The organism is Arthrobacter sp. efr-133-TYG-104 (genome assembly GCF_030208915.1).
Lineage (GTDB): Bacteria > Actinomycetota > Actinomycetes > Actinomycetales > Micrococcaceae > Arthrobacter.
In genome coordinates this window covers 221,754-242,637 of sequence record NZ_JARVTA010000001.1, presented here as the reverse complement: position 1 = coordinate 242,637, position 20,884 = coordinate 221,754, and the positions used below count along the sequence as shown (strand labels likewise).

17 protein-coding genes are annotated in these 20,884 nt (G+C 63.6%); 8 read left to right on the top strand and 9 right to left on the bottom strand.

The window, feature by feature from the left end; genetic code table 11:
* Positions 1 to 4: 4 nt before the first annotated feature.
* The 3 genes from QRN04_RS01120 to QRN04_RS01110 are packed head-to-tail and all read right to left on the bottom strand — an operon-like array spanning position 5 to position 3,248.
* A complete protein-coding gene (locus QRN04_RS01120) occupies positions 5 to 1,345 on the bottom strand; it encodes an ABC transporter substrate-binding protein (RefSeq protein ID WP_284974304.1) in 1,341 nt (446 codons plus the stop codon).
* 44 nt (positions 1,346 to 1,389) lie between these two features.
* Entirely contained in the window at positions 1,390 to 2,292 is a 903-nt protein-coding gene (locus QRN04_RS01115) for a carbohydrate ABC transporter permease (RefSeq protein ID WP_284974303.1), read from the bottom strand.
* 11 nt (positions 2,293 to 2,303) lie between these two features.
* Positions 2,304 to 3,248 carry a carbohydrate ABC transporter permease gene (locus QRN04_RS01110; RefSeq protein ID WP_284974302.1) on the bottom strand — a complete coding sequence of 315 codons (945 nt, stop codon included), beginning with the start codon at positions 3,246 to 3,248 and terminating at the stop codon, positions 2,304 to 2,306.
* A 153-nt stretch (positions 3,249 to 3,401) separates the two neighbouring features.
* Here QRN04_RS01110 and QRN04_RS01105 point away from each other — a divergent pair, with 153 nt between their 5' ends.
* The 3 genes from QRN04_RS01105 (at position 3,402) to QRN04_RS01095 (ending at position 7,444) form a co-directional block, all read left to right on the top strand.
* Positions 3,402 to 4,634: a Gfo/Idh/MocA family protein gene (locus QRN04_RS01105; protein ID WP_284974301.1), complete on the top strand. Its 1,233-nt coding sequence runs from the start codon at positions 3,402 to 3,404 to the stop codon at positions 4,632 to 4,634.
* A gap of 12 nt (positions 4,635 to 4,646) precedes the next feature.
* A complete protein-coding gene (locus QRN04_RS01100) occupies positions 4,647 to 5,699 on the top strand; it encodes a LacI family DNA-binding transcriptional regulator (protein ID WP_284974300.1) in 1,053 nt (350 codons plus the stop codon).
* A 197-nt stretch (positions 5,700 to 5,896) separates the two neighbouring features.
* The gene (locus tag QRN04_RS01095; RefSeq protein ID WP_284974299.1) at positions 5,897 to 7,444 is read left to right on the top strand and encodes a glycoside hydrolase family 32 protein; all 1,548 of its coding nucleotides are present in this window, start codon (positions 5,897 to 5,899) and stop codon (positions 7,442 to 7,444) included.
* A 351-nt stretch (positions 7,445 to 7,795) separates the two neighbouring features.
* Here QRN04_RS01095 and QRN04_RS01090 read toward each other — a convergent pair whose 3' ends face one another.
* A complete protein-coding gene (locus QRN04_RS01090; protein ID WP_284974298.1) occupies positions 7,796 to 8,236 on the bottom strand; it encodes a DoxX family protein in 441 nt (146 codons plus the stop codon).
* Positions 8,237 to 8,346: 110 nt separating this feature from the next.
* Between QRN04_RS01090 and QRN04_RS01085 the strand changes: the two genes are divergently transcribed.
* A complete protein-coding gene (locus QRN04_RS01085) occupies positions 8,347 to 9,456 on the top strand; it encodes an FAD-dependent oxidoreductase (protein ID WP_284974297.1) in 1,110 nt (369 codons plus the stop codon).
* Positions 9,457 to 9,534: 78 nt separating this feature from the next.
* On the opposite strand, the gene QRN04_RS01080 is transcribed toward QRN04_RS01085, so the two are convergent.
* Positions 9,535 to 11,754 (bottom strand): NADP-dependent isocitrate dehydrogenase, encoded by a 2,220-nt coding sequence (locus QRN04_RS01080; RefSeq protein ID WP_284974296.1) that lies wholly within the window; start codon positions 11,752 to 11,754, stop codon positions 9,535 to 9,537.
* A 170-nt stretch (positions 11,755 to 11,924) separates the two neighbouring features.
* Positions 11,925 to 13,595 carry a bifunctional phosphoribosylaminoimidazolecarboxamide formyltransferase/IMP cyclohydrolase gene (gene purH, locus QRN04_RS01075; protein ID WP_284974295.1) on the bottom strand — a complete coding sequence of 557 codons (1,671 nt, stop codon included), beginning with the start codon at positions 13,593 to 13,595 and terminating at the stop codon, positions 11,925 to 11,927.
* Positions 13,596 to 13,909: 314 nt separating this feature from the next.
* Here purH and QRN04_RS01070 point away from each other — a divergent pair, with 314 nt between their 5' ends.
* From QRN04_RS01070 to QRN04_RS01060, 3 genes are read left to right on the top strand one after another with little or no spacing between them, the layout of a single operon-like run.
* Positions 13,910 to 14,860, top strand: a complete 951-nt coding sequence (locus tag QRN04_RS01070; RefSeq protein WP_284974294.1) for an N-acetylglucosamine kinase — start codon at positions 13,910 to 13,912, stop codon at positions 14,858 to 14,860.
* Positions 14,835 to 15,785 carry an N-acetylmuramic acid 6-phosphate etherase gene (gene murQ / locus QRN04_RS01065; protein ID WP_284974293.1) on the top strand — a complete coding sequence of 317 codons (951 nt, stop codon included), beginning with the start codon at positions 14,835 to 14,837 and terminating at the stop codon, positions 15,783 to 15,785. The genes QRN04_RS01070 and murQ overlap by 26 nt, the downstream gene beginning before the upstream one ends.
* A 41-nt stretch (positions 15,786 to 15,826) precedes the next feature.
* The gene (locus tag QRN04_RS01060) at positions 15,827 to 17,179 is read left to right on the top strand and encodes an MFS transporter (RefSeq protein ID WP_284974292.1); all 1,353 of its coding nucleotides are present in this window, start codon (positions 15,827 to 15,829) and stop codon (positions 17,177 to 17,179) included.
* 83 nt (positions 17,180 to 17,262) lie between these two features.
* Here the strand turns inward: QRN04_RS01060 and QRN04_RS01055 are convergent, their stop codons facing one another.
* Both QRN04_RS01055 and purN read right to left on the bottom strand, forming a co-directional pair.
* Entirely contained in the window at positions 17,263 to 18,198 is a 936-nt protein-coding gene (locus QRN04_RS01055; protein ID WP_284974291.1) for a putative endonuclease domain-containing protein, read from the bottom strand.
* 120 nt (positions 18,199 to 18,318) lie between these two features.
* Positions 18,319 to 18,903, bottom strand: coding sequence for a phosphoribosylglycinamide formyltransferase (gene purN, locus QRN04_RS01050; RefSeq protein WP_284974290.1), 585 nt, complete (start codon positions 18,901 to 18,903; stop codon positions 18,319 to 18,321).
* Positions 18,904 to 18,914: 11 nt separating this feature from the next.
* On the opposite strand from purN, the gene QRN04_RS01045 reads away from it, so the two are divergent.
* Positions 18,915 to 19,364, top strand: a complete 450-nt coding sequence (locus QRN04_RS01045) for a hypothetical protein (protein ID WP_284974289.1) — start codon at positions 18,915 to 18,917, stop codon at positions 19,362 to 19,364.
* Here the strand turns inward: QRN04_RS01045 and QRN04_RS01040 are convergent.
* Positions 19,361 to 20,692 carry a cell division protein PerM gene (locus tag QRN04_RS01040; RefSeq protein WP_284974288.1) on the bottom strand — a complete coding sequence of 444 codons (1,332 nt, stop codon included), beginning with the start codon at positions 20,690 to 20,692 and terminating at the stop codon, positions 19,361 to 19,363. The genes QRN04_RS01045 and QRN04_RS01040 overlap by 4 nt on opposite strands.
* Between the last annotated feature and the right edge of the window lie 192 nt (positions 20,693 to 20,884).

Sequence of the window (20,884 nt, the reverse complement as noted above, 5' to 3'; positions counted from 1 at the left end):
GGCCCTACTTGAAGAGGGCGTTGACCTTTTCGTTGGCCTGGGTGAGGGAACTGGCCGGGGCCTTGCCGGAGACCACTGCGTCCATGGCGGGATTCATGATGCCGTCGACTTTGGCGGCATTGTCTGCGATCGGGAAGAGGAACGTCGTTCCATCCTCCACCTGTTGGGTGAAGGGGGTGACGTCGATGCCCTTGGCCTTGAAGGCCGCGGCAGCCTTGGCGGTGGAGGACTTGATGGCGGGAAAGACGACTCCCTTGGACGCGACGACGTCCTGGCAGGCTGAGGAGGCGAGGTATTCGACCCACTTGACGGATGCGGCAGGGTTCTTGGTGCCGGCGTAGATGGAGTCGGCCAGGCCGTTGAACATGGACGCGCGCTTGCCGTTCGGTCCCGTCGGGGTGGGTGCGATGCCGGTCTGGATGCCCTTGTAGCCGGTGTACTGGCCGATCGTCCAGTCGCCGGAGGTGTTGATGGCGGCCTTGCCGGCGCCAAAGGTGTCCTGCATGCTGGCGCCTACCGTTGTTTCAAGTTTGGGCATGTAGCCCTTGTCCGCCAGCCCGGCCCACCAGGCGATGGTTTCCTGGAACCTGGGGTCGTCGTAGTTGAACTTGGTGCCCCAGGGGTTCTTGTCCGTGTGGGTCCAGCCGGTGGTGGCCGTCAGGAAGCTCCACTGGGTCTGGCCCTGGCCCGAGCCCGAGGACTCCAAACCCAGGCCGTAGACGGCCACGTTGTTCTTATCGAAGCCAACTTCGTCTCCGCGTTTACCGTTCTTGTCAACGGTCAGGTGGGCGATGGTCTTCTCGTAGCTGCCACCATCCTTGGGGTTCCAATTCAGCTCGGCCATCTGCTTGGCCGTGATGCCGGCGGCGTCGGTCATGGCCTTGTTGTAGAAGAGGCCCACGGTGTCCCAGTCCTTTGGAAGGCCGTAGCGCTTGCCGTCCTGGCCCACCCAGAGATCGGCCAGGCCCTTGTTGTAGATCGAGAGATCGACGTGGTCCTTGTTGACGGCGTCGTCGAGGGGCAGGAGTTGCTTTTTGGCGGCGAATTCCGGGTACTTGGACAGGTGGTCGGCGAAGACGTCCGGGGCGTTTCCGGCGACGAAGCCGTTGGTCAGGGTGGTCCAGTAGTCACCCCAGCCACGCTGGGTGATCTTGACTTTGATGTCCGGGTTGGCCTTGGTGAAGTCAGCAGCGCACTGCTGGTACGCGGGGAGCTGGTTGGCGTCCCACAGCCAGTAGTTGATTTCACCCTTGGCCTCGGTGGAGGCGGTGCTGCCTCCGCCGCAGGCGGAGAGTGAGAGGGCGATTGCCGCGGCGGCAGCTGCGACGCCGATAGTTTTCTTCATGGTGGACCTTTCGAGGTGTTTCTTGGGAGGAGGGAAGTGAGGGGTTACTTGATGCCGGAGAATCCGATGGAGTTGACCACTTTTTTGCCGAAGGCGAGGAACAGGATGAGGATGGGCACTGCCGCAACGAGGGTGGCGGCCATGAGTCCGGACCAGTCCGGGGCGCCCTGGGGGGACTGGGACTTGAAGACGCTTAGGCCCACGGTGAGGACGCGGATGCTCTCGTCGTTGCCGACCAGCAGTGGCCAGAAGTATTCGTTCCATTGGCCGATGAAGGTCAGCAGCGCGAGGGTGGCCAGGGGTGCGGCGGCGTTGGGCAGGACGATTTGGAAGAAGATACGCACGTGCTTGGCGCCATCGAGCATGGCTGCTTCCTCGACTTCGCGGGACATGCTGAGGAAGAACTGCCGCAGGAAGAAGATGGCGAACGCGGACATGAACAGGAAGGGCAGTGTCAGTCCTGCGAACGTGTTGAGCAGGCCCAGGTTCTTGATCATGAGGAAGTTAGGCAGCGCGGTGAAGATCCCCGGAATCATCATGGTGGCCAGGAATACGGAGAAGACCTTGTCGCGCCCGGGCCAGCGGAGCCGGGCGAAGGCGTAGGCGGCAAGTGCGCTGAAAAAGACCTGGGCTGCGGTAGTGACGGTGGAAAAGAGTATCGAGTTGCGCAGGTACAGCCAGAAGTCGATGGCTGCCCCGGAGCCTCCTTCGGCGATGGCCTCCTCTGTGGTCTGCATTCCAAAGACACGCTTGAAGGCGCCCCAGGAGAAGTCCGCCGGCAAAAGGTTCCCGGAGTTGGAGGCCAGCGCGTGGTTGCTGGAGAGGGCCGTGCGGAGCATCCAGAGGAACGGGAAGATAGTGACGGCCAGCGCGAGGGCGATGACGGCCCACGCCCCGATGCGGTGCCAGTTGACTGGCTTCGTGCGGGAGGGTGTTGATGTTGTCATGGCGGGGTTCCTTAATCCAGATCCGATTCGTTGCCCTTGAGGAACTTCATTTGCACGAAAGCCACCAGGGCAAGAATGAGGAAGAGAATGACGGACAGGGCGGAGGCGTAGCCGAAGTCCGATTCGCCGAAGGCTTTTTGGTAGATGTACATCTGGATGACGCGGGTGGCGTTGACCGGACCGCCGCCGGTGGTGACCGCGACGGTGTCGAAGACCTGGAACGATCCGATGACGGTGACCACCAGGACCAGTGCGAGGACCGGACGCAGGAGCGGCATGGTGATGCTCCAGAACGTCCGGGTGGGGGAAGCCCCGTCCAGGGAAGCCACTTCGTAGACGTGTTGGGGGATGGCCTGGAGGCCGGCGAAGATGAGCAAGGCGGTGTAGCCCATGTGGCGCCAGACATTGACGAAGGCGATGGTGGGGATGGCCCATTGCTCGCTGCCGAAGAAGGCAATGCGGGGAAGGCCCATCCAGCTGATGATCTCGTTGACGATGCCGATCTGGTAGTCGAGCATCCAGAACCACAGCAGGGCGACAATCACGTTGGCCACCAGAAAGGGAAGCAGCAAGGCGCCACGGACGAACGTGGACTTGGCGACGCGGTGCATCAGCAGCGCCAGGCCGAGGGCGATGACTGTCTGGAAGACGATGTTGATTGCGACGTACTGGATGGTCACAGCCATCGCGTTCCAGAAGAGCTCATCCTTGAAGATCGCCGTGTAGTTGTCGAGGCCGACCCATTTGGGCTCTCCGAGGATGCTGTACTCGGTGAAGCTCAAGTAGATGCCACGGATGGTCGGGACTAGAGAAAAAGCAACGAGGCCGATCATCGCCGGGAGGATAAACAGCAGCGCGACCTTCAGGTCGCGCAGTTTGACCGTGCCACGGCCCCGGTTGGAACGCTGCGGCGCCTTGTGCGCTGCGGCGGGGGGGTGCTTGGTAATGGTGGTCATCTTTGATCCCTCTTCTGTGAGGCAGGTAACAATTGACGGCTACTCTACGCGTGTAGCTGAGAAAAATGCAACAGTTTCCTTTAGAACTAGGCGGACTTATGCCTATTCAACCAGCTTCTTGACGCGCGTAGATTCCGTGCCCATACTTCTTCCATGACTTCTTCAATTGGAATCGTTGGTGCGGGACAGTTCGCGGGCGTATTCGCCAAGCTCTTCGCTGCCCACCCCGGAATCTCAGACATCTATTTCACCGACATCATCGCTGAGCGTGCGGAGGCCCAAAGCAGCAGCGCCGGTGCGGCAGGGACGTTCGACAGCTTCGAGGCAATGCTTGAAAGCGACGTCGACGCCGTAGCGATCTTCACCCAGCGCTGGACCCATGGACCGTTGGTGCTGCAGGCGCTGCGGGCCGGTAAGCACGTCTACTCCGCCGTGCCGATGGCGGTCTCCGAAGAGGAGATCGCACAAATTATCGAAGCGGTCCGCGAAACCGGGCTGACGTACATGATGGGTGAGACCAGCTACTACAACCCGGCAACCGTTTTTGCCCGCAAGAAAAATGCCGAGGGCGCCTTCGGTCGGATCTTCTACGCTGAGGGCGACTACGTCCACGACATGGACCTCGGCTTCTACGACGCCTACCAGTACAGCGGCGGAGAAGACTGGAAGCGCACCGCCAGCTACCCGCCCATGCTCTACCCGACCCACTCTGTGGGCGGGGTGCTGGGAGCAACCGGCTCCCACGCCGTCAGCGTCAGCTGTGTCGGGGTCCGGGATGAGCGCGGCGACGGTGTCTTTGACCGTGAGATAAGCATGTTCGCCAACGACTTCTCCAACGCCAGTGCCCTGTTCGAACTCGCCGGCGGCGGGTCCATGCGCATCAACGAGTTCCGCAGGGTGGGCTACCCTTCCCACCTGCGCGAGAGCCGCTTCCGCTACTTCGGTACGGAGGCCAGCTTCGAACAGCTCGCCCTGGTCAGCGTCTGGCAGGACAAGCACGCCGTGACCGACATCAGTGACCAGCTCGAGACCCAGGCCACCATGGACGCGGATGACCCCATGCTGGCCGACGTGGCTCCTGCACTGCGCGACGCCTTTATTTCCGGCATGGCCTCCGTGCACGACGCCGGACGACTGCCGGCGGAGTTCCGCGGCCTGCCCAACGGCCACGAGGGCAGCCACCACTTCCTCGTCGACGACTTCGTCACCGCCATCAACACCGGCACCCTGCCTCCGGTCAACGCCTGGGAAGCGGCCCGCTACACGCTTCCCGGCATCATTGCCCACCAGTCCGCCCTGCGCGGCGGCGAACGCCTGCCGGTGCCCGACTTCGGCGACGCCCCGGCAGAGCTGCCCCGCCCGGTACTTCGCGAGTCCGCCAAGTGAAACGCCGCTAGCATGGTTGCCATGCCGCACCCGACCCCACACACCAAGCCCATCACCCGCGACGATGTCGCCCGGCTGGCGGGGGTCAGCAGCGCCGTCGTCAGTTACGTGGTCAACGGTGGGCCGAGGCCGGTTTCCGCTGCGAACGAGGCCAAGGTGCGGCAGGCAATCAGAGCGCTGGGTTACCGGCCCAACTCGGCAGCCAGGGCACTTGCCTTAGGTTCCAGCGAAATGCTCGCCCTGATCGTCCCCGACGCCATCAATCCGTTCTATGCCTCGCTCGCCCGCGCCGTCGAAAACGCCGCGGCCGAGCAGGGCTACACCCTCCTGCTGGCAGACTCCCAGGACTCGCTACGCACAGAGCGCCGCCTCATCAAGAACTTCGCCGCGAGGAGGGTGGACGGCCTGTTCCTCTCCAGCGTGCTGTTCGAGCCTGATCTAATCGACCTTGAACAGGCAGACATTCCTGTTGTGCTCCTGAACCATCCTGCCGACGTTGTCGCGAAAGGCGGCGCGGAGGGGCACGGTGCAAATGCTGTTGGGGTGGACTTCCAGGAGGGAGCGCGGGCAGCTGTTGAGCACCTCATCAGCCACGGCCACGAACGGATCGGACTGGTCATCGGCGGCAATGCCGACAGTGAGCTTGACGCACGCGAGGTCGGCTGGCATCAGGGCATCCAGGATGCCGGCCTCACGGCCGGCCCAATCATTCGGGTGCCCTTTACCCGCGAAGGCGGCTTCCATGCCGGACAGGAGCTGCTGGCCCGTTCCGAGCGGCCCACCGCCGTCTTCGTCAGCTCCGACCAACAAGCGGCCGGTTTCCTCTGCGCCCTCCACGAGGGCGGCCTCCGGCTACCGGAGGACCTGGCCGTATTCTCCTTCGACGGCGCGCCCGAATCTGAATACACCTGGCCCCGGCTCAGCACAGTCGCCCAACCCTTAAAGGACTTGGCACAGGCAGCCCTGAACGCTCTCCTAACCCCGGAGCCCGGACAGGAGACCCAAGCGAAAACCCAAATCTTCCCTGCCGAGCTGGTACTGCGGGCATCCTGCGGCTGCCGCTGACAATCACAGCCTCTCCGGCTGCGCCAAAACAATCACCGGCCGTAGGGGCCCGCGTCCCACCACAACGAGAACCCGCCCTTCCGGTCCCCAACCGCCCACCGGAGTTTCCTTGCTGCCCGGAGGGCACCTGGCAGCCGCCGCGGCTGCCCATCTGCCAGCGGCGTACCCCCCGATAAACCACAAAGGCACCCAACGTCATGACTGCTATTTCCGCCCACGAGGATGACATCTTCAGGCCCGCCATCCACTACACAGCCAAAAACACCTGGCTGAACGACCCGAACGGACTCGTCTACCACGAGGGCATTTATCACCTCTATTACCAGAACAACCCCTTCGGGAACGTCTGGGGCAACATGTCCTGGGGCCACGCCACCTCGGCGGACCTGGTCAACTGGGACGAGCAGCCCGTGGCCATCCTCTGCGACGCCGAAGAGGACATCTTCTCCGGCAGCATCGTCATCGACCAGTACAACACCAGCGGCCTCGGCACCGGGCAGACTGCCCCGCTGGTGGCAATTTACACCAGCGCCTACAAAGACAGCTCAGCCCGCCGGGGCACACAGGCCCAGTCCCTGGCCTGGAGCTCCGACGGCGGCTACACCTGGACGAAGCACCAGGGCAACCCCGTCCTCGACAGGAACTCCGCAGACTTCCGCGATCCGAAGGTGTTCCGCTATAACGGGCCCCCGGGAAGCTATTGGGTCATGGTGGCCGTCGAAGCCAACGAGCACAAGGTGGTCATCTATAGCTCCGATAACCTTCGGGACTGGCACTACCTCAGCAGCTTCGGACCCGCCAACGCCACCGGCGGCGTCTGGGAATGCCCCGACCTTTTCCCTTTGCCACTGGACGGCGACGAAGAGCAGACCAAGTGGGTCCTCACCCTGAACCTCAACCCCGGAGGGCCCAACGGCGGGTCAGGCGGTCAATACTTTGTCGGCCACTTCGACGGCGTGGCCTTCACATCCCAAACAACCGTTACCGACGGCAGCAGCCAAACGGCCGAGCTCGACGCCTACCACTGGCTCGATTGGGGACGCGACTACTACGCTGCCGTCTCTTTCAACAACGCACCCGACGGGCGCCGTCTCATGGTCGGCTGGATGAATAACTGGCAATACGGCGCCGCCATCCCGACCTGGCCATGGCGCAGTTCCATGTCGCTCGTACGCGAAATATCCCTTGTGACAGACCAGGGCCAGCCGCGACTGTCCCAACAGGTCGCCGACGAATATCTAAAGGGCAACTCACTACCCACGAACACTTGGTCTGATCTTCCCATAGATGAAGGAACACACCACCTGGGCGGGGGAGCACCGGTAGAGATCGTCGAGGTGACCTTCATCCCGGAATCCGCAGAGGAATTTGGACTCATCATTCGAGGCAACGGCACAGACGGAACATGCATCGGCATCCGCCCCCTCGAGAACCGGCTCATCATGGACCGGACAAGATCAGGCAACACAGAATTCCACGACGCCTTTGCATCGATTGATACAGCCCCACTAAAACCTGCCTCTGACGGGTCCTACACTCTCACCCTCTTCATCGACCGCTGCTCAGTGGAAGTCTTCGCCCAAAACGGCCAGGTCACCATGACAGGCCTCATATTTCCCGAACCGGACAGCAACCGTCTGTCGCTCTATGCCAAGGGAGGGACCGCTACCGCCCTCTGCCTGAAAGTGACGCGACTCGCGGAGCCACCGGTGCGAATCGCAGAGCCGTTGGTCCTGAGTCGGTAGCGCTTAATGACCAATGAGTAGGGGCTTCCCAAGGCTCAGACTGGGCCTTCGTTGATGCCGGAAAACCCCAAACAAGGACGTCATTGCAGCAGCGCAGACGACTTCGGAAAGTGACAAACCAGCCCGAAAATCGCTCGGTAAAGTGCCTAATAACCAAAGTGCCTCACAACGTATGGGAAAAGAGACGCCTCACCCAGCGCGAGCATGTCTCGAAACCTCTTTGTGTTGAAACCCTAGAGATTCAAGACAGGCGACGCGCAGTGGTGCGACAAAGAGCGATCACAAAACGCCGCCATTTATCGGCAAACTCCACAGCGGTGAGCGCCGGCGTCGTATGTTAGCTCACCCGGGTTAACGCGCTTTGCGGGCCGGGGCCTTGGAAAGTTTGCGGTCCAGGGACAACGCTCCCGATCCCAGGAATACGAATGCCACGGACAACGCAAAGTAGACGATCAGCAGCTCGGCCGTGACGCCCGGCTGGTCGGTGATCAGTGGCTTCCCGCCCTCTGTGACGAACCAGATGCCCGCGAACATCAACGCCGCCAGGAAACCCGCCACCCTGGTCAGCGCCCCCAGGACCAAAAGCAGCCCGAGCCCTATTTCGCTGGCGATTACGAACCAGGCAACGACGTCGGGCTTCTGCACGCCCATGGCGGCCACAGAAGCAGCGAATGCAGCGTGCCCGGCGAGGTATTTCTGGATGCCGTGGACGAGCATGAGGGCGCCAAAAACCACCCGCATGATGGCGATGCCGCGGGCTGAGGACACGGGAGACGGGTGCAGGAATTTCACGCACTCCAATCTTCCATGCGCGGCGCGGCACACCAAACACCGCCGCACCCAACGTCCTAGTTGCTCAGTGGGGGCAGAATGGGAGAAGGCGATCGACGGATGGAGCGGGTATGCAGGTGGACGTTGTAGTTGTTGGTGGCGGGGCCATGGGATCGGCGGCAGCGTGGCAGTTGTCCAAGGCCGGTAAGTCGGTGGTCCTCTTGGAGCAATTCGAGGCCGGCCACCACATCGGTGCTTCCCACGGCGCTACACGCAACTTCAACACCGCTTACGCCGAGGCTGACTATCTGGACCTGCTGGCCGAGTCCAAAACCTTGTGGGACGAGCTCGCCGCTGAGCACGGGGCACCGTTGCTGGACCTCGTGGGCCTGGTGAACCATGGCAACGTCCCCCGGCTGGAGCTGGTTCGGGCAGCGCACCAGGAACGCGGCATCGAGAGCTACTTCCTGCCCGCGGCCGAGGCGGCGGACCGCTGGCAGGGCATGAACTTCAGCACCGACGTCCTGTTCGTCCCGGGATCGGGCCGCGTGCGTTCCGCCGACGCGCTCGTGGCGCTGCGCAAGTCCGCCGAGGCCCACGGCGCCACGTTCAAGTACTCGACGCCGGTCCGGGACATCCAAGTCACCGGCGGGGAATCGGTGGTGGCGGTAACGGACGAGACAGAATATACAGCCGCCCGGGTTGTAGTCACAGCAGGCGCATGGACCCCGAAACTGATCGGCAAGCTCGCGGACTTACCCGCATTGGTGGTCACCCAGGAACAACCGGCCCACTTCACGCCCGTGGATAACACGCTCGTGTGGCCCAGCTTCAACCACAACCCGGACCCGGACCCGAACAACGAGCTCTACGAGTACTGGTTCAGCCCTGTCTACGGCATGCTCACGCCCGGCGAAGGCGTCAAGGCGGGCTGGCACGGCGTCGGCCCAGTCATGGACCCCGACGAGCGCACTTTCGAACCCATCCCCCAGCAGCTCGAAGCCCTGGTGCGGTACGCCGAGGAGTGGCTTCCCGGCGTCGACCCTTCCTCGGTGGTTCCCATCAGCTGCACCTACACCACCACCCCCAATGAGGATTTTGTGCTTGACCGGTTTGGTCCAATGGTGGTGGGTGCCGGCTTCTCGGGGCACGGTTTCAAGTTCACGCCGGCGATTGGCCGGATCCTGAAGGACATCGTCGACGGCGGCACGGCCCCAGCGCGGTTCGCCGCGGACCGCTGATTCACCGGGTTAAAAGAAAACCGGCTTAAAAGAAAAACCGGCCCGCAGGCGATGCCTGCGGGCCGGTTTTGCTCGTGCCTAATTCAGGGTCGCGAGGACCTTGTTGAACGTAGCCGACGGGCGCATGATCTCGGCAGCCTTGGCGGCGTCCGGACGGTAGTAACCGCCAAGGTCGACGCCGGGGCCCTGCACGGCGGCAAGCTCCCCGACGATCGTTTCCTCGTTGGAGGTCAAGGCGTCTGCGATCGAGGCGAAAGCCTCAGCCAGCTCGGCGTCATCGGTCTGCTTGGCCAGTTCCTGGGCCCAGTACGTTGCCAGGTAGAAGTGGCTTCCGCGGTTGTCCAGCTCACCGACGCTGCGGCGCGGGGACTTGTTCTCCAAGAGGAACGTGCCCGTTGCGCGGTCCAGCGTGTCCGCGAGGACCTGGGCACGTGCGTTACCCGTGGTGGTGGCGAGGTGCTCGAAGCTGACGGCCAAGGCAAGGAATTCGCCCAAGCTGTCCCAGCGGAGGTGGTTTTCCTTGACCAGCTGCTGGACGTGCTTGGGAGCAGATCCACCGGCACCTGTTTCGAACAGGCCTCCACCGTTGATCAACGGAACGATCGAAAGCATCTTGGCGCTGGTGCCGAGCTCAAGGATCGGGAACAGGTCCGTGAGGTAATCGCGCAGGACGTTGCCGGTGACGGAGATGGTGTCCTCGCCCTTGCGGATGCGCTCCAGGGTGAACGCCGTGGCCTCCACCGGGGAAAGGATCTTGATGTCCAGGCCCTCGGTGTCGTGGTCCTTGAGGTACTCGTTGACCTTGGCGATGAGGTTGGCATCATGGGCACGGCCCTTGTCCAGCCAGAACACGGCCGGGGTCTGTGATGCGCGGGCGCGGGTGACTGCCAGTTTGACCCAGTCGCGGACAGGGATGTCCTTGGTCTGGCATGCACGCCAGATATCACCCGGGGAGACCTGGTGTTCGATCAGGACGGTGCCCTTGCTGTCCACCAGCTGAACGGTGCCGGCTGCTTCGATCTCGAAGGTCTTGTCGTGGCTGCCGTATTCCTCGGCTGCCTGCGCCATGAGGCCCACGTTGGGGACGGTGCCCATGGTGGTGGGATCGAAAGCGCCGTTGGCCCGGCAGTCGTCCAGAACAACCTGGTACACGCCGGCGTAGGAGCTGTCCGGGATGACGGCCAGGGTGTCCGCTGCCTTGCCGTCCGGGCCCCACATGTGGCCGGAGGACCGGATCATGGCCGGCATGGAGGCATCCACGATGATGTCAGAAGGAACGTGGAGGCTAGTGATGCCCTTGTCCGAGTCCACCATGGCCAGCGCAGGACCGTCGTCGAGGCCCTTGGCGATAGCTGCCTTGACGCCGTCGCGGACGTCCTCGGGGAGGTCGCCAAGACCGCTGAGGATCGCGGCGAGGCCATTGTTGGGGCTGATCCCCGCGGCAGCCAACTGCTTGCCGTAGGTTTCGAAAAGCTCCGAGAAGTATGCCTTGACCACATGGCCGAAGATGATGGGGTCCGAGACCTTCATCATGGTGGCCTTCAGGTGTGCGGAGAACAGGATGCCCTCCTCCTTGGCACGGGCAACCTGTGCCTTGAGGAAAGCGTCCAGGGCGTCTGCGCGCAGGACCGTAGCGTCAACCACTTCACCGGCCAGGACCGGGAAGCCCTTCTTGAGGACCTTGGTGGTGCCGTCTTCCCGGACCAGTTGGATGGTGAGGGAATCGTCAGCCTTCAGGACCACGGACTTTTCGTTGGAACGGAAGTCGTTCTCACCCATGGTGGCAACGTTGGTCTTGGAATCGGGGCTCCAGGCACCCATGGAGTGCGGGTTCTGGCGTGCGTAGTTTTTCACCGACAGGGGTGCCCGGCGGTCCGAGTTGCCTTCACGCAGCACCGGGTTCACGGCGGAACCCTTGATCTTGTCATAGCGTGACCGGATGTCCGTCTCGGTGTCCGAGGAGGGGTTGTCCGGGTAGTCCGGGAGGGCGTAGCCCTGGGACTGGAGTTCGGCGATGGCAGCTTTGAGCTGCGGCACCGAGGCGCTGATGTTGGGCAACTTGATGATGTTGGCTTCGGGCTGCTTTGCCAGCTCGCCAAGTTCAGCCAAGGCGTTGCCCGTGCGCTGCTCTTCAGTCAGGAAGTCACCGAAAACGGCAATGATGCGGCCGGCCAGCGAAATGTCGCGGGTCTCCACCTCCACACCCGCAGTCGAGGCATACGCCTCCACGATCGGCAGGAATGAATAAGTAGCCAGCATCGGCGCTTCGTCTGTGTGGGTATAGATAATCTTGGCCATTGGCGGGGTTCTCCCTGAAAGTCTGCAGATTTCAACATCTCTAACTTACCCGAGCAGGCCGTTTTGACGCCTCTTAGTGGCGGGGATCACGCGTTCGTTACCCTCACCGGCGGTTAACGCCCGACGGCGGCCGCACCCCTGAGGGGCCAGCCGCCGTCGGACGTTTCGTGTCAGTGGAAGAAGTGGCGCGCGCCGGTGAAGTACATCGTGATGCCGGCAGCGTTGGCTGCGGCGACGACTTCATCGTCACGGACCGAACCGCCCGGCTGAACAACGGCACGGACACCGGCGTCGATCAGGATCTGCAGTCCGTCGGCAAACGGGAAGAACGCATCCGAGGCTGCAACGGCACCGCGTGCGCGTTCCGGTGCGTTGGTCGCGTCGGCGTTGGAGGCGCCGCCAGCACCTTCGACGTCGGACTCCACCGACACGCCCAGCGTGTTGGCGCGCTCGACGGCGAGGCGGCAGGAGTCCAGGCGGTTGACCTGGCCCATGCCGATCCCGACGGCGGCACCGTTGTCAGCGATCAGGATGGCGTTCGACTTCGCTGCCCGGCATGCAGTCCAGGCGAAAGCCAGATCCGCGAGTGTTCCCTCGTCGGCGGCTTCGCCTGCGGCGAGGGTCCAGTTGGCGGGGTTGTCGCCGTCGGCGTCCACCTTGTCGCTCATCTGGACCAGGACGCCGCCGGAAACCTGGCGCATCTCCGAGGGATAGCGGCCGTAGCCTTCGGGGAGCGCGAGCAGGCGGATGTTCTTCTTCTTGGACAGGATCTCCACAGCCTCGGGCTCGAAGTCCGGGGCGATGACCACCTCGGTGAAGATGCCCGCAACCGTGCGCGCCATGCCGGCGGTGACCGTGCGGTTGGCAGCGATGACGCCACCAAAAGCGGAGACGGGGTCGCAAGCGTGGGCCTTGGCGTGGGCGTCGGCGATCGGGTCTGCGGCGTCGGCGGATCCGACGGCGACACCGCACGGGTTAGCGTGCTTGATGATCGCGACGGCGGGCTCGGCGAAGTCGAAGGCAGCGCGGAGGGCGGCATCGGCGTCGACGAAGTTGTTGTAGCTCATGGCCTTGCCGTGCAGCTGGTCAGCCTGGGCGATGCCGGCTGGAGCCGCGTGGTCCACGTAGAGGGCGGCCTGCTGGTGCGGGTTTTCGCCGTAGCGGAGAACCTCGGAGCGCTCCAGAGCCAGTCCTGCGTAGGCAGGCCAATCGATGACGCCATCGCCGTTTTCGTCCAGGAACTGGCTGGCGGTCCAGGAAGCAACAGCGTTGTCGTAGCTGGCGGTGTGCGCGAAGGCCTTGGCAGCCAGGCGACGACGGGTGTTGAGGTCGAAGCCGCCTTCTTGCGCTGCGGCAACAACGGCGCCGTAGAAGTTGGGGTCCGTGACAATAGCGACGGCGGCATGGTTCTTCGCGGCCGACCGCACCATGGCGGGTCCTCCGATGTCGATCTGCTCAACGACGTCGTCCTGCGCCGCGCCGGACTTCACGGTCTCGACGAACGGGTAGAGGTTCACCACCACGAGGTCGAAGGTTTCAATGTCCATGCTGGCAAGCGTTTCCATATGCGCAGGGACGCGGCGATCGGCCAGGATCCCGCCGTGAACGCGGGGGTGCAAGGTCTTCACCCGGCCGTCGAGCATTTCCGGGGAGCCGGTGACTTCTTCGACTTCCTTGACCGGGATGCCTGCGGCGGCGATCTTCTTGGCGGTGGAGCCGGTGGAAACGATGGCGACGCCGGCTGCGTGCAGGCCCTTCGCGAGCTCCTCCAGTCCCGTCTTGTCGTAAACCGAGATCAGTGCACGGCGGATGGGAACACGGTCAAGCTGCGTCAAGCTCACAAAAGTCTCCGTCTTAGGTCGCGTAAATGTCGCGGGTGGTGTCGCGGGTGGTGGGATACGGAGAGTTTATCGTGTTTCGTTGGCGCACCGCTTTTGAGTCGCGTTGTGGTCCCTTTGCGCGTTGCGGGGCCCGCTCTGCACGCCCAGCCACCCCTCATCCCTGCACACCAGGCCCCACAAACCCACCCCGCCCGTTGCGGGGCTGGGGCGCGCTATGCATGGAAAACGACCAAATAACCCTGCGGAGCGGGCCTCACAACGAAAGGGGGGTGGCCCACAACGAAAGGGGGGTGTCCCGCAAGTAGGGTTGTTCCATGGAAGCGTCCACCTCCGTGATCCTCGTTGCCGACATAGGAAAGAGTCGGTGCCGCGTTGAGCTGCGCAGGGGCCACGATCTGCTCGCGGCAGCGGACCAGCACGGCTTCCCCGGCATTCACGTAGACCAAGGGCCCGCCCTCGCGTTCGACCTCCTGCTCAAAACAGTGGCATTGCTAGTGCCCGCACTCCCCCTCAACAGCCTCGCGGGGATAGGCGCCGGAGTAGCCGGCGTCGAGGCTTCCACCGAAAAGTCCCGCGAATTGGCCGCCCTCCTGGCCCACCATTTCCGCGTCCCAGTTGCCCTGCTCTCAGATGCCACCGCCGCGCACTTGGGTGCATTCGACGGCGGGACCGGGACCGTCTTGATCGTCGGCACAGGCGCCGTGGCCTTCCGCTTCGACGAGGCCGGCCTCCTCCACCGGGCCGACGGCTGGGGCCCCTACCTTGGCGATCGCGGCAGCGGCCGGTGGATTGGTCAGCAAGGTCTCCAAGCAGTTTTGGAAGCGCACGACGGCGGTCCCGCCACCTCCCTCTCGGCTGCGGCCACCGCGTTGGTCGAGTCGCCGGACATGCTCCCGGGTTGGCTTGCTGCACACGAGAACCCTTACCGCGCGATGGCCCGTTTCGCACCCCAGGTGCTGCAGGCAGCGGAGGCGGGTGACGGCGTCGCACGTGACATCATCGGCGAGGCGTGCCGGATCCTGATCCGCACGGTGCAAAGAGCGTGCGGCACCCAAGAAAGCCCTGGGCAGCGCGTTGCCCTGCTGGGCGGTGTGGCGGGCTCGGAGTTCTTTGCCGGGCTCTTGCAGAACTCGCTCTCTTCGGCTGGGATTGAGGTGGTGACCCCGCTGGGCGATGGCTTGGACGGTGCTGCCCTCGCAGCGGTGCGCCGCGGGCTCATCCACGAAAGGTATATCCACCGTGACGGAGCAACCGGAACCAACTGACGCGGACAAACTCGCGGATCTCCGCACCGTCCTGGCCGGTCTGCAGACCGAAGCCACCGCCGAGGGGCTGGACGCCCTGGACACCTTTGGCACGGAAAAGCTGGTCGCGACCATGCTGTCCCACAGTGCAGGAGTGCACGCCGCCGTTGCGGCTGCTGCTCCTGAAATCGTTGAAACGGTCGACGCCGTTGCGGAGCGGCTTAGGCGCGGCGGACGCCTGATCTACGTGGGTGCGGGGACGGCTGGGCGTCTGGGAGTGCTGGACGCGAGCGAATGCCCGCCCACCTTCGGCACTCCGCCGGGTCTCGTCGTCGGGCTCATCGCGGGCGGGGTCCAAGCGATCCAAAAACCTGTGGAGTACGCCGAGGACAACGCAACCGCCGGGGCTCGGGACCTGCACGATATCAACGTCACTGAAGCGGACGCCGTCGTGGGTATCACTGCCTCCGGAAGGACGCCGTACGTGATCGGCGCACTGGAGGAGGCCCGTAAGAGGGGCGCGTTCACGGCGTCGTTGGCGTGCAACAAGGGCTCGGCCGTCGGGCACCTGGCCGATGTTGCTATCGACGTTGAGGTGGGCCCGGAGTTCATTGCGGGATCGACCAGGCTGAACTCGGGCACCGCGCAGAAATTGGTCCTGAACATGATCAGCACGTTGACCATGGTGAAGCTGGGCAAGACGTACGGGAACCTCATGGTGGATTTGCGCGCCACGAATGAGAAGTTGCTGGCCCGCTCCCAGCGGACCGTTCAGCACGCCACGGGAGTCTCGGCGCAGGAAGCGGCCGCCGCCCTGGACTCCGTCGGGGGCTCGGTGAAGGCGGCGATTTTGGTGCTGCTCACGGGCATCGACCCCTCCTCAGCAAAGACCGCGCTCGACGACGCCGGTGGTTTCCTGCGAAGGGCGATCGAAAACCGGAAGTAGGGCATGCTGCAGAGCGAATAAAGTTTCATGCAGGAGGCCCAATGAATACATACACAGCCGTGCCGAGCGGCGAACAAGTGGTGCAGGAATTGCCGTGGCGGTGGAAGGTCCAAGGCAAGATCTTCGTGATCGGCGGCTTGGGTTTCATGTTCGATGCTTGGGATGTGACGCTCAACGGCATCCTGATTCCGTTGCTGTCCAAGCACTGGTCCCTGCAACCGTCAGACGCTGCGTGGATCGGCACGGCCAACCTGATCGGCATGGCGGTGGGCGCGTTTGCCTGGGGCACTATCGCTGACACCATTGGACGCAAGAAGGCGTTCAGCGCCACCCTCCTGATCTTCAGCATCTTCACCGTCCTGGGCGCTTTCTCGCCCGACGTCGTCTGGTTTTGCATCTTCCGCTTTGTGGCCGGTTTCGGTTTGGGCGGATGCATTCCTGTGGATTACGCCTTGGTGGGTGAGTTCACGCCACGCAAGCAAAGGGGCAAAGTCCTCACCGCCATGGACGGCTGGTGGCCCGTGGGCGCTGCCTTGTGCGGCTTCTTGTCAGCGTGGTTCGTCGCTGCCTTTGCAGACTGGCGGTTGACGATGCTGGTCATGGTGGTGCCGGCACTGCTCGTCTTCTGGATCCGCCGGAGCGTGCCTGAATCCCCGATGTTCCTGATCCGGAAAGGACGGCGTGCTGAAGCGGCGGCCGTCATCGACGATTTAGTGGCCGCCACCGGCATGGAACCGCGGGCTTACCGGTTGCCCGCGGCCCAGGCCGCGCCGCGGCTGTCCGCTGGAAGCATTTGGAAGCAGCTGCGACTCATCTGGGAGTTCGACTGGAAAATTACGACGGCGGCCTGGGCTTTGTTCTTCTCCGTGCTGCTGGTTTATTACGTGTCGCTGACCTGGATGCCCCGGATTCTCATTGGAGCCGGCTTCGAGGAGTACAAGGCGTTCCTTACGACGGCGGGAATGGCCGCCGTCGGGCTTCTGGGCGTGGTGGCTGCAGCGCTGCTGGTGGAGCGCGTGGGCCGCAAGTGGATCCTCGCCGTGACCGGCCCGCTGTCCGCGCTGACGCTCGTGATCGTGGCGTTTGTGGTGGACGTACCGGCTGCCGCGGTGTTCTGGCTGCTGGTGTTCGGCTTTGTGGTGCAGGTGGCGATTCCGGTGCTCTACGCGTACGTGTCCGAGCTCTACCCCACTGAGTTGCGGGGGTCCGGTTTCGGATGGGCCTCCAGCTTTTCCCGCATCGGAGCAGGCTTTGGGCCTTTGGTGTTCGCATCATTCTTCTGGCCCGAGTTCGGTCTGGCCCAGTCCTTCGCGATGGCCGGTGGCTTGGTGCTGCTCTCCGTGCTGTGGATGGCTTTCATGGCGCCGGAGACCAAGCAGCGTGTCCTCGCCTGACGCCGCCCCTCCCCCAACTAGCGGCCCCCAACTAGGGGACAGCTCCTGCTCCACTCAGGGCTCAGAGCGGCGTTATCTGTCCCCTAGTTGGGCGACCACCCGCGTTGCTCCAGCGCACGCCTCACCTTGGCCACCGCCGTGATTGCGCCGGTGCTCATATGGCGCTTTGAGATGCGCACAAGGTTCCAGCCCGCGCGGCTGTAGTCTTCCTCGCGGGCAATGTCCCTGACCACCTGCGCGGGGTCCGAGTGGCCCTCGCCCTCATATTCGACGCCGACCCGCCACTCGCGGTAACCAAGGTCTGGTTGACGTACGACGCCGGGACTCAACACCGTGCGCACGTTGACCTCCGGGGTGGGAAGCCCAGCCCGCCCAAGCGCCAGCCTCAGTCGAGTTTCGGGAGCAGAGTCGGCGCCCACCACCGCCTGCTCCAAGGCGAGGCGGGCCTTGCGGATACCTGGTGTCCCCCAGTGCCGGTCCAGCATCTCTTCAAGGTCATCCATGGTGCAGTATGGCTCGGATCGGTTTTCGAATTCCAGCCTCGGAACACGGAGCAAATGATCGGCCACGACAGTGATCTCGTCGATGTCCATCTTCCGGGAGCAGTCCAGCCATGTCCGGGCCCTACTGGTTACGAAGAGTCCGTTCAGCGTAGTGATTTCGTCCGCGAAGAACTGCCCCTTGTGCGCAGTGACGCCTTTGCGGCGAGGTCTCCCCATGGTGTCGGGCCGCGAAATGTGGATACTCGTCTCGTGACTCCCAGGCAGGAATCCGGGAAACTCCCAGAGCAGGAATGCCGTTGCATGTGACGCAGCTGAGAACGGAGTAACCAGGGTCAGAGGCCGGGCACGATCGGCAACCGTCAGGTCGTCCACTATTCTAGGCATGCGGATCTGACGGCTTGGCGAGGCCAGATCTCTGTAGCGTAGGCGCCCAGCTGTGACGCCGGCGTCGAGCGCTTCCTGGACAATGAAGGGCTTCATAGCCAGGTTTGCGGGCAGCGGCCGTGCGATCTTCATGGGCCCATGCTGGCAAAATCAACGGCCGTGCGTTCTGTTATCCACAGGCCCGGGCGCGCAACGCCCAACTAGGGGACAGCTCCGGGCCCTCTGAGGGCTCAGGGCGACGTTATCTGTCCCCTAGTTGGGAGCCGGGGTGGATTGGGAGGCTGCCAGGCTAGCCAGGGTCTGGACTAAGAGGCGCCGCTCCACCACCTTGATGCGCTCGTGCAGGCTCTCCTCAGTATCAGAGGGAAGAACAGTCACTGCTTCCTGGGCGATGATCGGCCCGGTGTCCACTCCGGCGTCGGCCCAGTGAACGGTGCACCCGGTGACCTTGACGCCGTACGCCATGGCGTCGCGAACCCCGTGGGCGCCGGGGAACGACGGGAGCAGGGCCGGGTGGGTGTTGACGTATTTGCCGCCGAAAGCATCGATGAAGTCGGCGCTGACAATGCGCATGAACCCTGAGGAAACCACGACGTCGGGCTGGTAGGAGAGGACCTTGTCCCGCAGCGCTGCATCCCACTCGGCGCGGGTCTGGAAGGAGTTGAAGTTGACCACGAACGTTTCGATCCCGGCCTCTTCGGAGCGCTCTACCCCGTAGGTGTCGGGGCGATCCGCTCCCACGGCGGCGATCTCGACATCCAGTTCACCCGACTTCACGGCGTCGATGACAGCCTGGAGGTTGGAGCCGGTACCGGAGACGAGGACAACAATTCGCATTGCACTAGCTTATGGTCGGCTCGCGTAGGCTGGAAAACATGAATTCCGACGCCGGCCCCAAGCGGAGCAAACAACCGTACAGTGAGGCCGAGAAAGCCGCTTTTGGCGTGACCAAGACGTTGTTCCGCGCCTTCTTGTTGGCTGCCTTGGGATCCTTCTTCGTGTTCTCCCTGAACGTGAACTACGTGTGGCTGAGCGCTTTGCTGACGGTCATCGGTTTGGTGCTTGGCGTGGTTGTCCTGGTGCGGACTGTAAAGTTCAGGCACCCGCGGCTGGTGTTGTTCGGCACCATTTCCGGGCTCATAGTCACCGCGGTCATGTGCCTGCTGATCCTCACCACCACCCTGTTCTTCACCCAGGTCAGCACCTACCAGGCTTGTTCACGGGCCGCATTGACGGAATCCGCCAAGACGCAGTGCCTCACCCAGTTGGAAAAATCGATGCCGGCGGCCCTGCGCTAGGCGTGTTCGTCGTCGTAAACTGCGTGGTCCAGGTCCGCCTCGCGCAGCTTCTGCCGGCGTTCCAGCCACGGCCCCACCGCATAACCGATCACGACGCCGATCCCCACTTCCGTGGCCAGCCAGAGCGCCGTCCTGATCGGGTCGGGGCCGATTTCCGTGAGCCGCCCAATGCCGGCAGAACCGCGTGAAATCCACACCACAACACCACAGAGGGCACCGGCGATCGCGCCCACCAACGCCCCGAGGAACAGCGTGGACACGGCTGCCGTGAACCAACGGGCCTTGATTTTGATGGACAGCCATTCGTCAAAGTGGTTCTCGCCTGCGCGCAGGAACCACCAGCCGGCAAGGATGCCAGCGACCACCGGAAGCGCGAGCGCCATCGGTCCGGCGTCGAGCTGTCCGGAGGGAAGCGCACCGAAGATGGGGACGGCCGGGAGCGGTCCGACGGCGGTGCCAAGCGGACCCACGTGCGAACCGACGCCTAAGGAGAACCCCGCACCGGAGGACCAGGCAAGGGCGAAAAAGACCAGGTTCGGCAGGAAGCCCAGCTGCGCGATGGTCAGCACCGCACCGCCCATGGCACCGGCTTTGAGCCCTTCGTAGACGGCGATGATATCCGTCCAGTGCATCACGATGGTCACGGCCAACAACACCGCGGACAGGCAGACAGAGCCGACGGCGGCAACGAAACCTGCCTTGATGGCCGACCCCACGTAGGATCCGGCCCAGCGGGAGTGTTGGCTGGTGCGTGCGAGCCACGTGACGGCGTCGACGCCGATGAGGCGGCTCCACGAGCCCGCTTCACGTCGCGCTCCAACAACTATCCCCACCCCGAAGGGAATCAGTGGGATGGTCATGGCGAACCAGAGGTTGATCACTACTTCGGGTGTCCGGCAGACGAAGCCGGTGGCTATCCCGAACGCACCGTACACCAGGAGGGCTCCCAAGAATGCCTGCCACAGCTGGTCGGTGTAGGACGCGCGGGCCAGGCGACGGCCTGTCCGCCATGCCAGCAGGAATGGAATCAGGGTCAAGCCCAGCGGGATCAGGGACAGAACCCCAGATCCCTGTTGGGCGACGGTGCCTGGGTTGACCTGTGCCAGGTTCAAGGAAACGCCGTGGATCAGGAGCCACGCTTGGCCAGCCAGCCGGGCCAGAAAATCGACGTTGCGGTTCTGGAAACCGTCGGTTGCCCAGACGCCCAGCAGTGGAAGCACCACCACGATGGCTGAGATGAACGCTGCTTGCACCGCTTCCAAACCGCCCTGTAGCCAAAGGGGCATGGGGAGGCCACGGTTTCCGGTCTGATCAGCGCGCAGTTTCATCGTGATCTATCGTGCCACGGAGCGCAGCCCTCCCCCGGCAGGCGCCCCTGGGCTGACCGGAAATTCAGCGCTTTTTGCGGGGGTCCGCCGTAAGATGGGAGGTGTTCCCAGGGGGATGCGCAGGCGTTGAAGGCCCGGAAATTAATCGAAGCCGGGAACTAGGAGCGGCCAATGGACAGGTGTCACAACGCA